This is a genomic window from Micromonospora arida (genome assembly GCF_003857035.1).
GTDB lineage: Bacteria > Actinomycetota > Actinomycetes > Mycobacteriales > Micromonosporaceae > Micromonospora > Micromonospora arida.
The window spans coordinates 12,140-24,922 of the sequence record NZ_QGSY01000166.1 but is presented as its reverse complement, the minus strand read 5'-3'; the positions used below and the strand labels follow the sequence as shown (position 1 = coordinate 24,922).

11 protein-coding genes are annotated in these 12,783 nt (G+C 71.4%); 8 read left to right on the top strand and 3 right to left on the bottom strand.

Annotated elements, in window-relative coordinates:
* Nucleotide 1: 1 nt before the first annotated feature.
* The 4 genes from DLJ58_RS13575 to DLJ58_RS13555 all read left to right on the top strand — a co-directional run bounded on the left by DLJ58_RS13575 (nt 2) and on the right by DLJ58_RS13555 (nt 4,806).
* A complete protein-coding gene (locus DLJ58_RS13575) occupies nt 2–1,282 on the top strand; it encodes an ABC transporter permease (protein ID WP_124856386.1) in 1,281 nt (426 codons plus the stop codon).
* Nucleotides 1,283–1,892: 610 nt separating this feature from the next.
* Nucleotides 1,893–2,597, top strand: coding sequence for a cytidine deaminase (locus DLJ58_RS13565; protein ID WP_124856384.1), 705 nt, complete (start codon nt 1,893–1,895; stop codon nt 2,595–2,597).
* 137 nt (nt 2,598–2,734) lie between these two features.
* On the top strand, nt 2,735–4,015 hold the full coding sequence (locus tag DLJ58_RS13560) for a thymidine phosphorylase (protein ID WP_124856382.1): 1,281 nt from the start codon (nt 2,735–2,737) through the stop codon (nt 4,013–4,015).
* Nucleotides 4,016–4,125: 110 nt separating this feature from the next.
* Entirely contained in the window at nt 4,126–4,806 is a 681-nt protein-coding gene (locus DLJ58_RS13555) for a DUF4272 domain-containing protein (protein ID WP_124856380.1), read from the top strand.
* Between the two features lie 2 nt (nt 4,807–4,808).
* Here DLJ58_RS13555 and DLJ58_RS13550 read toward each other — a convergent pair whose 3' ends face one another.
* Nucleotides 4,809–5,813 carry a putative RNA methyltransferase gene (locus DLJ58_RS13550; protein ID WP_124856378.1) on the bottom strand — a complete coding sequence of 335 codons (1,005 nt, stop codon included), beginning with the start codon at nt 5,811–5,813 and terminating at the stop codon, nt 4,809–4,811.
* A gap of 1 nt (nt 5,814) precedes the next feature.
* Complete coding sequence (locus DLJ58_RS13545) at nt 5,815–6,303, bottom strand: MarR family winged helix-turn-helix transcriptional regulator (protein WP_124856376.1); 489 nt, start codon at nt 6,301–6,303, stop codon at nt 5,815–5,817.
* 57 nt (nt 6,304–6,360) lie between these two features.
* On the opposite strand from DLJ58_RS13545, the gene DLJ58_RS13540 reads away from it, so the two are divergent.
* Both DLJ58_RS13540 and DLJ58_RS13535 read left to right on the top strand, forming a co-directional pair.
* Nucleotides 6,361–6,804: a PPOX class F420-dependent oxidoreductase gene (locus DLJ58_RS13540; RefSeq protein ID WP_124856374.1), complete on the top strand. Its 444-nt coding sequence runs from the start codon at nt 6,361–6,363 to the stop codon at nt 6,802–6,804.
* Nucleotides 6,805–6,856: 52 nt separating this feature from the next.
* On the top strand, nt 6,857–7,930 hold the full coding sequence (locus DLJ58_RS13535) for an adenosine deaminase (RefSeq protein WP_124856372.1): 1,074 nt from the start codon (nt 6,857–6,859) through the stop codon (nt 7,928–7,930).
* A gap of 2 nt (nt 7,931–7,932) precedes the next feature.
* Here DLJ58_RS13535 and DLJ58_RS34560 read toward each other — a convergent pair whose 3' ends face one another.
* Nucleotides 7,933–8,226 (bottom strand): hypothetical protein, encoded by a 294-nt coding sequence (locus tag DLJ58_RS34560; RefSeq protein ID WP_238690831.1) that lies wholly within the window; start codon nt 8,224–8,226, stop codon nt 7,933–7,935.
* A 502-nt stretch (nt 8,227–8,728) separates the two neighbouring features.
* Between DLJ58_RS34560 and DLJ58_RS13525 the strand changes: the two genes are divergently transcribed.
* Together DLJ58_RS13525 and DLJ58_RS13520 are read left to right on the top strand one after the other, a co-directional pair.
* Entirely contained in the window at nt 8,729–12,358 is a 3,630-nt protein-coding gene (locus DLJ58_RS13525) for a sensor histidine kinase (RefSeq protein WP_124856368.1), read from the top strand.
* Nucleotides 12,355–12,759, top strand: coding sequence for a roadblock/LC7 domain-containing protein (locus DLJ58_RS13520; RefSeq protein ID WP_030329023.1), 405 nt, complete (start codon nt 12,355–12,357; stop codon nt 12,757–12,759). The genes DLJ58_RS13525 and DLJ58_RS13520 overlap by 4 nt, the downstream gene beginning before the upstream one ends.
* Nucleotides 12,760–12,783: the final 24 nt, after the last annotated feature.

The following is a 12,783-nucleotide window of genomic DNA, read 5'->3' as shown; positions in this document are numbered from 1 at the left end:
CATGTCCACCATGGCTGTCCCCGACATCGCGGTCGCCCCGGTCGACGAGGGCTTCTGGACCCGCAGCCGGAAGGTCGGTCTCACGCTGCTGGCGCTCGGCCTGCTGTCCGCGGTGCTCTTCGGCGCGCTCGCCACCGACCAGCAGGCCCGGTTCACGCTCAGCGACGACGCGGCCGGCACCGCGTTGGAGATCAACGGCACGATCGGGGCGATCCTGTTCGGGATCATCACGATCGCCGCCGGCGCGGCGCTGCTCGCCGGGGTGCCGAAGCGGTGGTTCCTTCCCGTGCTCGGCGTCGGGCTGGTCGCCTTCGTGCTGTCGTTCCTCTGCTGGCAGGTCTCCGCCGCGCCGACCGGGCAGAACTTCATGCCGCTGGTCAACATCATCCGGGGCACGTTCATCCTGGCCCTGCCGCTGATCTTCGGCGCGCTCGCCGGGGTGCTCTGTGAACGGTCCGGCGTGGTCAACGTGGCCATCGAGGGCCAGCTGCTGATGGGCGCGTTCAGCGGGGCCCTGTTCGGCAGCATCTCCGGCAGCGTGTGGGTGGGCCTGGTCGCCGCCGCCATCGGCGGCGCGTTCATCTCGCTGCTGCTGGCCGTCTTCGCCATCCGCTACCTGGTCGACCAGGTCGTCATGGGCATCGTGCTGAACCTGCTGGCCGTCGGCGTCACCGGCTTCCTCTACGAGCGGCTGATGCAGACCGACGCCGCGAAGTACAACAGCGCGCCCCGCTTCAGCAACTGGGAGATCCCGCTGCTGAAGGACATCCCGGTACTCGGGCCGGCGTTGTTCCGCGGCAACATCTTCCTCTACCTCGGGCTGCTCCTGGTCCTGGTGATCCACATCGGGCTGTTCCGCACCCGGTGGGGGCTGCGGACCCGCTCGGTCGGCGAGCACCCGATCGCCGCAGACACGCTCGGCGTCAAGGTGCTGCGGGTCCGCTACCGCAACGTGCTGCTGGCCGGCGTGGTCGCCGGCATCGGCGGGGCGTCCTACACGCTGGCGCTCTACTCGTTCACCAAGAACATGATCGGCGGTAAGGGCTTCATCGCCCTGGCCGCGCTCATCTTCGGCCGGTGGAACCCGACCGGCGCTCTGCTCGCCGCACTCTTCTTCGGCTTCGCCGACCAGCTCGCCACCTACCTGGGGGCGATCAACAGCGTCATCCCCAGCCAGTTCCTGGCCATGCTGCCGTACCTGGCGACCATCCTGGCGGTCGCCGGGCTGGTCGGGCGGGTCCGGGCACCGGCCGCCGACGGCAAGCCGTACATCAAGGGCTGACACCCGAGCTGTGCCCGGCGGGACTCCCGTCGGGCACAGCGAGGTCCGCGCCAGTCAACTCACGGGTGCCGTCTGGATACGGAACGCGGGGTACCGTGCCGCGATTGCCGCGAACTCGGACAGGGGCGCGTGCCGGTCGACGGGGAGATGCGGCCGGGCTCCGGGGACCGTCGCCAGATACCGCTTGAGAATCGGTGCACGCTCGTCGATCGGCACCTCGCCTCGGGTGCAGGCCGGCGCCGTACACGGCCGCCCACAGCCGGGCGAACCGGCGGGCCGCCGCATTACCGCGGCCCCCCGCGTACATCCGACGAAGAGTGTCCTCGGACAACGGCCAGCTCCCCAACTTCGCCATCACATGTCTCCTCGGTCGCACGTGTCGATCCTCGGCTTCAGGGTTGGCTGACTTGAGCGGAAGATGCAGGGCCGAACGTCCCTTTCACCCCGAGCCGTCATCCTCGGCATTGCCTTCCGCTGTGGTGACGCCTGACCGCTGCTTGCGCTGCGGTGGCGCGGCCGATGAGTCGGGCTCACGCCCGGCGCGGCTGCGTCCGCCCGTGGACCCGGCCCTGCCCGCTTCTGACCTGGGCTGCTTGGGCAGAATGGCGGCATGACCGACATTGACTGGGCACGGTTGCGCGCTGCCGCCATCGAGGCGATGCGGCACGCGTACGCGCCGTACTCGACCTTCCCGGTTGGCGCGGCCGCGCTGGTCGACGACGGCCGTGTGGTGGTCGGCTGCAACGTGGAGAATGCCGCGTACGGGGTGACGCTCTGCGCCGAGTGCGGGGTCGTGTCCAGCCTGCACGCCACCGGTGGCGGCCGGCTCGTCGCGCTCTCCTGCGTCGACGCGACCGGCGAGCCGTTGATGCCGTGTGGTCGCTGCCGGCAGCTGCTCTGGGAGCACGGCGGGCCGGAGTGCCTGATCGAGAGCAAGAGCCGCCCACTGCGGATGGCCGAGCTGCTGCCGCACGCCTTCGGCGTGGAGGACCTGGAAGCCGTCACCGGGGAGACACCGGTGCCGGTGGTCCCGGAGCGGCTCGCCGCCTGGCGCGGGCGCGGCACCGTCTTCGTGCACCCGGACATGTCCGCCGGTCAGCAGGTCTGGACGGCGTACTGGGAGCGGTCGGCAGGCGACGACGCCGGCGCCGAGACCGGGGTGCTGGAGGAGGCGCCGAGCTGGGACGACCCGGCCGAGGCGATCACCTGGGGCCTGGCCCGGACGCCCCGGGTGGTCGTGGTGGACGCCACCGGCACGATCTTCTGGGCCGGTGAGGGTGAGCCGCCGATGGAGATCCCGGTTCGCTGGAGTTGAGCTTTGGGGATTGGGCCGACCGTGCCCGGCTCCGGGCGGTCAGGCTTGATCCCTCCGCCGGGCACGGTCGGCCCAATCCCTCGGTGCGTGCGGTCCTCGGGTCGGTTTCACCATTCGACTAGGAAAGATTTTTCTTGATGAGTGCTTTTGCTGCTGTTGACGTTATTCGGGTCAAGCGGGACGGGGGTGTGCTGTCGGACGCGCAGATCGACTGGGTGGTCGACGCGTACACCCGGGGGGTCGTCGCCGACGAGCAGATGTCAGCGCTGGCCATGGCGATCCTGCTCAACGGCATGACCGGGCCGGAGATCGCCCGGTGGACCGCCGCGATGATCGCCAGCGGTGAGCGGTTGGACCTGTCGGCGGTACGCCGGCCGACGGTCGACAAGCACTCCACCGGTGGCGTCGGCGACAAGATCACTCTGCCGCTCACCCCGCTGGTGGCGGCGTGTGGTGCGGCCGTGCCGCAGCTGAGCGGCCGGGGTCTCGGGCACACCGGCGGCACGCTGGACAAGTTGGAGTCCATCCCGGGCTGGCGGGCCACGGTGAGCAACGACGAGTTCATCGCCCAGCTGGACGAGGTCGGTGCGGTGATCTGCGCGGCCGGTGCCGGGCTCGCCCCCGCCGACCGCAAGCTGTACGCGTTGCGCGACGTGACCGGCACCGTGGAGGCGATCCCGCTGATCGCCAGCTCGATCATGAGCAAGAAGATCGCCGAGGGCACCGGGGCGCTGGTCCTCGACGTCAAGGTCGGCTCGGGCGCCTTCATGAAGTCCGTGGACCAGGCCCGCGAGTTGGCGCGCACCATGGTCGAGCTGGGCGGTGCGCACGGGGTGCGGACGGTCGCCCTGCTCACCGACATGTCCACCCCGCTCGGCCTGGCGATCGGCAACGCGGTCGAGGTGACCGAGTCGGTCGAGGTGCTGGCCGGTGGTGGACCGGCCGACGTGGTGGAGCTGACCCTCGCACTGGCCCGGGAGATGCTCGACGCCGCCGGTCTGCCGGACGCCGATCCGGCTGCGGCGCTGCGCGACGGCCGGGCCATGGACTCCTGGCGGGCGATGATCCGGGCGCAGGGCGGCGACCCGGACGCGCCGATGCCAACGGCTGCCGAGGTGGAGGTGGTCCGCGCCGAGCGGGACGGGTACGTCGCGGCCGTCGACGCGTACGCCATGGGGGTTGCGGCGTGGCGGCTCGGCGCGGGTCGGGCGCGCAAGGAGGACCCGGTCAGCGTGCCGGCCGGTGTGGTGTTGCACAAGCGGCCGGGTGACGAGGTGCGGGCCGGTGACCCGCTCTACGAGCTGCGTGCCGACGACGCGACGCGGATTCCGGCAGCGCTGACCGAGGCCGCCAACGCGATGCGGATCGCGCCGACGGCCCCGGCGGCGACGTCGTTGGTCATCGAACGCATCGGCTGATCGATTCGGCGTCGCCCTGGCGTGGTGCCGGTCACTTGGGAGCGCTATTGTCGCAGGCCAAGGGGGGACAACCGGCCTTGTGCCGGCGCGAGCAGACAGGAAGATCCGCCGTGACCGTTGCTGCCCCCGACCCACGTGAGGTGCGCGAGGCGAGCCTGGACGAGCTGTCCCGGCTCGGCCTGCCGTTGCCGCCGGCCCAGTTTCCCCTCGTGTGGGAGCCGGGTGACCAGATCGACCTGCGCCCGACCGGGGAGATCGAGGCGCGGATCGCGGTGCTGCACCTGATCCTGGCCCGCTGTTTCGGGTTGCCCCCACAGGCGGCGATGAGCTGGCTGCTCGGCTCGCACCTGGTCGACATGGTCACCCCGCCGGAGTGGCAGTTCGTGATGGGCGGCAAGGGTGACCACCGGTCGTTCGTGCTGCACCACGACGCGCTCTTCGCGCTGGCCTGGGTGCTCGGGCTGAGCAAGCAGCTCGACCCGACGCTGGCCGTCGACGAGCGGCTGGTCGAGCGGCTGCCGCATATCGCCCAGGGGGAGACCTTCCCGCACTGGCGCTCCCGGATCCTCACCGCGCCGCAACACCCGGCCGACGCGGCCGCCCTGCTCGACCTGCACTACTGCCTGGACTGGGCGTACCTGGAGACCGAACGCGGCGGCCGGCGGGCACCGGGCCTGGTCGACGCGAACGCGATCGGGCAGCGGCGTTGGGCGCTGGAGTGGGCGGTGATCCTGCGCGGGCCGTACCACGACGAACCGCCCGGCTGGGAAGAGGTCGACCTCTCCACCTGAGGTCAGCGAGGTTGCAGGACGTCGAGCCGGACCGCCACGGTGACCCGGACCGGTTCGGGCAGCGCGGCCAGCCGGGTGGCGAGCGCCGCCGGCTCGGTGTGCCAGGCGCTGGGGCCCATCCCGACCAGGGTGGCGACCTTCGGCCGGGTCAATGCCAACTCGGCCCGGTGCACTGCCGAACTGACCGGCGTGAAGTGCCCGCCCAGGCTGGCGGCCACCCGGTCGGCCTTGTCCGGGTCCACCCGCAGCAGGTTGAGGGCGTCCACCAGTTCGGCGAGGTGGTCGGTGTCGGGCGTGACCACCAGCAACGTGCCGGCCGGGTCGAGCACCCGTTGGAACTCTGGGCCGTTGCGCGGGGCGAAGACGTTCAGCAGCACGGCGGTCGAGGCGTCGGCGAGCGGCAGTCGCTGCCAGGTGTCGGCGAGCGCGGCGGCGGCCCGGGGATGCGCGCGGGCCGCGCGGCGCAGCGCCGGCTTGGACACGTCCAGGGCCAGACCCACGGCGTCCGGCAGCGCCGCCAGCACCGCGCCGAGGTACCGGCCGGTGCCGGCGCCGGCATCCACCACCAGGGGGTACGCCCCGACGTCGGGCCGCGGTGGCTCGACCCGCATCTCTGCTGTTGGGTCCTTTGCTCTGCACCCGTCGAGGCGACGGCCCGGCTGGGAGACTGTCGCCTCGGCGGGTGCAGAGCAAAGGGTGGGTGGAGTAGGTGCCGGTCGCGGGGCGTCCGTCGCGCCGAGACGGCCGACAGCGTCCGTCGCGGCAGCGGCGAGGGCGGCCGAGATGACGTCGTAGTGCCCGGCGGCCTGGAAGTCCGCGCGGGCCGCGACCATGTCGGGGGTATCGCCGACGTGCGGGGCCCGACCGGTCAACAGGTTGACGTAGCCCTGGCGCGCGATGTCGAAGCTGTGCCGGCGTGGGCAGCGCAGCGCCCTCGTGTCGGTGGCCTGCTCCAGCGGCTCGCCGCAGACCGGGCAGCGCAGCCGGTCGAGGATGCGGGGGTCCACGTCAGGCCTCCGGATCGTGTCGTGGGTGGGGCGTCCGCCCGCCGAGGTGGTCGACCACCCGATGGGTGAGCGCGCCGAGCGCGTCGACCTCCGCGGGGGTGAGCAGGTCGATCAGGTGCCGGCGGACGGCGGCCACGTGGCCGGGAGCGGCGGACTGGATGGCCTGCCGCCCGGCGGGGGTGAGGACGACTATCGAGCCCCGGGCGTCGTCGGCGCACTCCTCGCGGGTCACCAGGCCGCGCTGCTGCATCCGGGTCAGGTGGTGCGAGAGCCGACTGCGTGACCAGAGCATGCGGTCTGCCAGCTCCCGCAGGCGCAGCCGTCCCTGTGGTGTCTCGGAGAGGTCGGAGAGCACGTCGTAGTCGGCTTCGGACAGGCCGGCGTCCTGGGTCAGCTCCCGGGCCAGTTCCAGGTCGAGCAGTCGACGCATCCGGCGGTAGCCGCGCCACGCGCGGTCCTCCCGTTCGTCAAGCCACCGCGTTGCGTCCATCCGACAAGTCTAGCGGTTGGTTGACACGTCATCGATTCGCACCGTAAGTTCGATGACATGTCAACGAAATCTTCCCACGGTGACCCCGCACCCCGCCGCCTGTGGGAGCTGTTCGGTCAGCGGGGGCGCGGAGTGCTGGTCACAGTGCGCCGGGACGGGCGGCCCCAGCTGTCCAACCTCGACTACCTGGCCGAGCCGGGGTTGATCCGCTGCTCCACCACCGGTGACCGGGCGAAGGTGCGCAACCTGCGCCGCGATCCCCGGGCCAGCTTCCACGTGACCACGCCGGACGGCGGCGCGTACGCGGTGGCGGAGGGGGTCGTGACGCTCAGCGAGCCGTCCGTGGCCACCACCGACGAGACGGTCGACGAACTGGTCGAGGTCTACCGCCGGATTCGTGGCGACCACCCGGACTGGGCGGACTACCGCGCCGCCATGGTCGCCGACGGACGGCTCGTGATCCGCCTCGACGTGCACCGGGTGTACGGCTGGCGGCCGTGACGCCCGGCCGGTCCCGTACCGGTCCGCCCAGGCCGCTGACTAGGGTCTGAGCATGGTCGCAACTATCCGGTACGAGGACATCGTCAAGGTCCCGAAGGCGCTGCTGCACGACCACCTCGACGGCGGGCTGAGGCCGGCGACGATCGTCGACCTGGCCGCCGAGGTGGGCCACGAACTGCCCACGACCGACCCGGAGGCGCTCGGACGCTGGTTCGCGGACGCGGCGGACTCCGGTTCCCTGGAGCGCTACCTCGAGACGTTCGCGCACACCGTGGCGGTCATGCAGACCGCGCCCGCGCTGCGTCGGGTGGCCCGCGAGTGCGCCCTCGACCTGGCCGCCGACGGCGTGGTCTACGCCGAGGTGCGTTTCGCCCCGGAGCAGCACCTGGAACGGGACCTCAGCCTGGACGAGGTGGTCGAGGCGGTGCTGGCCGGGTTCGCCGAGGGCACCGCCCAGGCGGTCGAGGCCGGCCTGACCATCCGGGTGGGCACCCTGCTCACCGCGATGCGGCACGCCGCCCGTTCCCAGGAGATCGCCGAGCTGGCCGTGCGGCACCGGGATGCCGGGGTGGTCGGCTTCGACATCGCCGGCGCCGAGGCGGGCTTTCCGCCCACCCGGCACCTGGACGCCTTCGAGTACCTCCAGCGGGAGAACTTCCACTTCACCATCCACGCCGGCGAGGCGTTCGGTCTGCCATCGATCTGGCAGGCGATCCAGTGGTGCGGGGCCGACCGGCTCGGCCACGGGGTGCGGATCGTCGACGACATCGCCCCCGACGGCTCGCTCGGCCGGCTGGCCGCGTACGTCCGGGACAAGCGGATCCCCCTGGAGTTGTGCCCCTCGTCGAACGTGCAGACCGGTGCGGTGGGCTCGATCGCGGACCACCCGATCGGCCTGCTGCGGGACCTGCGTTTCCGGGTGACGGTCAACACCGACAACCGGTTGATGAGCGGCACCTCGATGTCGCGGGAGATGTCGCTGCTGGTGGAGACGTTCGGCTATGGCTGGAAAGAGTTGCAGTGGTTCACCATCAATGCGATGAAGAGCGCCTTCATCCCGTTCGACGAGCGGCTGCGGATCATCGATGACGTGATCAAGCCGGCGTACGCGAAGTTGATGGCCTGATCTCAGCCATGTGGGTGGCCGGCGAGCAGCCCGGCCACCCGGCGCAGCACCTCCCGGGCCCGGGCCGCCTCCGCGCCGAGGCCCATCTGCCGGCGCAGCACCGCGGGCTCGGCCCGCAGCAGTGTCACCCCGCGCCGAATCAGCACCCGAGGCGCCTTGCGCTGCTCGGACAGGTCGCGGGCGAGTCGGCGCAGGAAGGTGGCCCCGCGCGGGCGGCGCAGCGCGTACGCCCCGGCGAGCAGCCCGCGGCGACGGCACTCCTCGACGATCTCGGCGGCGAAGATCCCTTCGGCCACGAAAAGTGGCGATCCGGCGACATCAAATGGCCGGGTGGCCACCCGTCGATCGGCACCGATCGCATAAACCGGCACATCGGCTCGGCCTTCGCGGGCAAGTTGGGCAATGATTTCCACCGCACTGGGGGCGTCCCAGGAGTGCGGCGATTCCCAATCCACCTGGCCGTTTCGTCTCGGCAACGTAGGGTCATCGCCGTCTTTGTAGAAGTCGTCCAAGCAAAGCACCGGCAAGCCGGTTTGCTGCGCTATGTACGACTTTCCGGACCCCGATGGGCCGGCCAGTAGGACAACACGGTGCGGATGTTCCATTACCTTCAGTTACTCCGGCCAGACAGACTGCTATCAAATCGCATCAACATCTCATCACACCTTCGGTCTGGGACAACCTGGGCTTTCTTCTTGTCGACCGGCGTGATGGAATCTCGGGGGTCCGACCCGCCGGGTCGGTCGCTGGGCGTTGCCCGGGGCAACGCGTTCAAGCTGTAATCGCGAGGGCGGTGACGTGAGCAAACGGCCAAAGACGGCGGGCTCCTTCCTGTCGCGGCTGCGCCGGCCGGCCAGTCGGCTCCGGGACATGCCGATCTGGTCCAAGCTCGGTCTCATCATGATCGTGCCGACCATCGCCACGGTCGTGGTGGGCACCAGTGGTCTTATCGACCACGTGGAGACGCTCAACAATGCCAACCGAGCTGGCGACCTGGCGAATCTGTCGAGCTATTCAGGTGACCTGGTCGACAGCCTGCAGGACGAGCGGACCGCCGCCGTGCTGCTGCTGGGCGCGGACGGGACGCAGCCGACGGCGCAGTACCAGGAGGCCTACAACCGGGTGAACTCCCGGGTGGATCAGGATGCGATCCCCTACCGGCAGCAACGGACCGAGATCGAGGACCTGCCGGGCAGCCTGGAGAGCCTGCTCAACAGCATCGACCAGAACCTGCAGGACCTGTCGGGCGTTCGCAGCCAGGTGTTCAACGGAAAGCTCGCGCTCACCGAGACCGTGCAGGCGTACGAGGGTCTGATCAGTGACCTGCTCGCCATTCGCGACTCGTCCACGCAGCTCGCCGGTGACAACCAACTCAGCGACCGGATGCGCGCCGCCGCGGCGGTCGCCCGGGAGAAGGAGTTCCTCGCCGTACGCCGGGTCGTGGTGCACCGCGCGCTGGGCGTGAAGGGCGGACAGCGCCTGACCCCGGCACTGCGCAGGGACTACGTCGCCAGTGACACCGGCCAGCAGCAGGCCCTGCAGAGCTTCAAGGCCGTCGCCACCCCGGACGACGCGAAGTTCCACGACCAGACCGTCGCGGGCGGCGACCGCCGGCAGGCACAGAACTACACCGGCTGGATCGACGGCAACACCACCGGCAACATGCGCGGTGCGCCGTTCGGCCCGGACCAGTGGGAAGCCGCCATGACGGCCAACGCCAAGCTGATCCGCACCGTCGAGCGGAAGCTCGACAGTGAAGTGGTCGACCAGGCCGACACCCTCCGCTCGGACGTGCAGCGCCAGGTCTTCCTGGAGACCGGCCTGCTGCTCAGCATGCTGCTGCTGGCGATCCTCTTCGCCTACCTGGTGGCCCGCTCGATGGCCCGCTCACTCCGTGAGCTGCGGCAGGGCGCGCTCTCCGTGGCCCAGTACGGGCTGCCACAGGCCGTGGCCCGTCTGCGCGACCCGCAGGTCGTCGGGCAGCTCTCTCCGGTGCAGCTGGCCAACCAGATCGCCGAACCGCTGCCGGTGCGCAGCAAGGACGAGTTCGGCCAGGTGACCGAGGCGTTCAACGCCGTCCACCTGGAAGCCGTCCGTACGGCCGCCGAGCAGGCGGCACTGCGTGCCTCCGTCGCGACCATGTTCGTCAACCTGGCCCGTCGTTCCCAGATCCTGGTCGACCGCCTCATCGGGCACCTCGACCGGCTGGAGCGCGGCGAAGAGGACCCGGACCGGCTGGCCGAGCTGTTCCAGCTCGACCACCTGGCCACCCGGATGCGCCGTAACGACGAGAACCTGCTGGTGCTCGCCGGTGCCGACTCCACCCGCGTGCAGCGTGAGCCGGCCGCCCTCATCGACGTGCTGCGCGCCGCGCAGTCCGAGGTCGAGCACTACACGCGGATCGAGTTCGGTGTCATCGACCGCGACATCGAGGTCGCCGCGCACGCGGTCAACGACCTGGTGCACCTCGTCGCGGAGCTGTTCGACAACGCCACCGCGTTCTCCCCGCCCGACTCGCAGGTCATGGTGGAGGCCCGGCGTGTCGGCGACCGCTCCTCGCTGTACGTCGAGGACCGCGGTATCGGCATCAGCGCCGAGCAGTTGCACGATCTCAACGAGCGGCTCGCGACGCCGCCGCAGGTCGACGTGGCCGTGTCCCGGATGATGGGCCTCGTCGTGGTCGCCCGGCTGGCGTCCCGGCACGGTGTCCGTGTCGAGCTGCGCCCCGGCAACGACCGCGGCACGGTTGCCGACGTGACCCTGCCCACCTCGGTACTGGTGCCCCGGGCGCTCTCCGGTCGGGTGCAGCAGCCTCCGGCGCTGCCGGCGGCCGGTGCTCCGCAGTTCGGTGGTCCGCAGTCCAATGGGCCCGCGCCGGTCTTCGGCGCGCTGCCCGCGCTGGGCAACGGCCCTCGTCCGAGCGAGTCCGGCAACCAGGTCACCCTGGGCGGTCGCCCGTTCGACCCCGCGACGCGCAACGGTGCCGGCACCCCCGCCAACGGCGGCGCGTACCGGTCGATGCCGGCCTGGTCCGATCTGACCGGCGCGGCCGGGACGAACGGCGCCAACGGCGGCGACGGGTTCACCCCCCGGTCGGCCAACGGCCAGGGCACCGACCCGCTGCCGCAGCGCCGGGCCGGGGACGAGACCCCGACCACCGGCCAGCAGCCGTCCATTCCGCGTCAGCTGCCGAGCAGCCCCGAGGCGCACCCGTACTCGGCGCCGCCGGTCTCCGCGCAGCCCTACTCCGGTGCGCCGGTCTCCGCCTCGCCGGCCTCCGGTCAGCCGTACTCCGGGCAGCCCTACTCGGGTGCTCCGTACGGCGGCGCGCCGGTGTCCGCCGCTCCGGCCTCCGGTCAGCCGTACGCCGGTCCGCCGGTGTCCGCGTCGCCGGTCTCGGCCTCGCCGGCGCCCGGTCAGCCGTACTCGAACCAGCCGTACTCGGCGCCGCCGGCCTCCAGCCAGTCGTTCAGCGGCTTCGCGCCCCGATCCGCCCCGCCCGCGCAGGCATCCAACGCCCCGGCGCCGCCGGCCTGGCCGCCGGTGCCCGGTAGCGACCGCGACACGGCCACCCCGCCGGTGCCCGAGCGGCTCGCCGCCGCGCTGGACATGACGACGGAGCTGCCGCGGGTGCCGCGACCCGGCGAGCAGCCGGCCGCAGCCCAGCCTCCGGCTCCTGCGCCGACCCCGGCAGCAGCGCCGGCTCCGCAGACTCGGCCAGCGCCGCAGACTCGGCCGACGCCGCAGCAACCGCAGGCGCAGAACCGTCAGCGGTACGCGGATGAGACGATGGAGCTGCCGATCTTCCGGGAGCTCGAGTCAGCCTGGTTCCGTACCCGTCGTCCGGGCTCCGAGGAGACCGCGGCCGGCGCACCGCCAGCGACGAACGGCGACTCCGCGACCCAGCAGTTCGCCACGGTCGAGGCCACCGGTCGGGCAGTCCACAAGACACCACCCGGGACGACAGGTAACACACCGATGGCAGACACTCCGACTGTCGGAGGAGCGCCGCGGGACAACGGCTCCACAGCGAACGAGGGCACCCGCCCGAGTCTCGCCGAGAGCCTGCCGAACCGCCGGCCCCAACCGCAGAGCAACGGCTGGCAGACCGCCGCCGACGACGGCTGGCGTGCTGCCTCCGCGGCGGCCGGCGCGGCGCCGGTGAGCGAGACCACCACGACCGGTCTGCCGAAGCGCAAGCCGATGGCGCAGCTGGTGCCCGGTGCGGTAGAGAAGCCCACCACCTCGGTCCAGCGGCGCTCCCCGGAGGCGGTCCGTGGCCTGCTCTCCGCCTACCACCGGGGCGTGCAGCGAGGGCGTAGCACCTCGGACAACCCGACCAGCCCGGAGGCGACTCCGGGAGGGCAATCCTCGCAGTCTGGCTCAGGCCCGGTGGCCGGGAGCGGGCAGAAGGAGCAAGAAGGATGACAACTACGCAGGATCTTGGTTGGCTGCTGGCCAACTTCGCCGACCGGGTACCCGGCGTCGCGCATGCGGTCGCCGTATCGGCGGACGGCCTACTCCTCGCGTCGTCACGGGATCTGCCGCGCGACCGGGCAGACCAGCTCGCCGCGATCTCATCGGGTCTGGTCAGCCTGACCCAGGGGGCAGCGCGCTGCTTCGAGGGAGGCGCGGTGTTGCAGACCGTCGTGGAGATGGACAATGGCTTCCTGTTCCTGATGTCCATCTCGGACGGCTCGTCCTTCGCCGTGCTGGCAGCCCGCAGCTCCGACGTGGGCCAGGTCGGCTACGAGATGGCGCTGCTGGTCGACCGGGTGGGCGACGCACTGACCCCGCAGCCGCGTGCGGCTGCGGGCATGCTGGGCTGACGTCTCGCCGATCGTGAGGTCGGC

Excerpts from the sequence above, each read along its gene's own strand:
- DLJ58_RS13535 (WP_124856372.1), top strand. The coding sequence starts at position 6,857 with ATGGTCGCAACTATCCGGTACGAGGACATCGTCAAGGTCCCGAAGGCG.
- DLJ58_RS13545 (WP_124856376.1), bottom strand. The coding sequence starts at position 6,303 with ATGGACGCAACGCGGTGGCTTGACGAACGGGAGGACCGCGCGTGGCGC.
- DLJ58_RS13540 (WP_124856374.1), top strand. The coding sequence starts at position 6,361 with ATGTCAACGAAATCTTCCCACGGTGACCCCGCACCCCGCCGCCTGTGG.
- DLJ58_RS13560 (WP_124856382.1), top strand. The coding sequence starts at position 2,735 with ATGAGTGCTTTTGCTGCTGTTGACGTTATTCGGGTCAAGCGGGACGGG.
- DLJ58_RS13565 (WP_124856384.1), top strand. The coding sequence starts at position 1,893 with ATGACCGACATTGACTGGGCACGGTTGCGCGCTGCCGCCATCGAGGCG.
- DLJ58_RS13575 (WP_124856386.1), top strand. The coding sequence starts at position 2 with ATGTCCACCATGGCTGTCCCCGACATCGCGGTCGCCCCGGTCGACGAG.
- DLJ58_RS13520 (WP_030329023.1), top strand. The coding sequence starts at position 12,355 with ATGACAACTACGCAGGATCTTGGTTGGCTGCTGGCCAACTTCGCCGAC.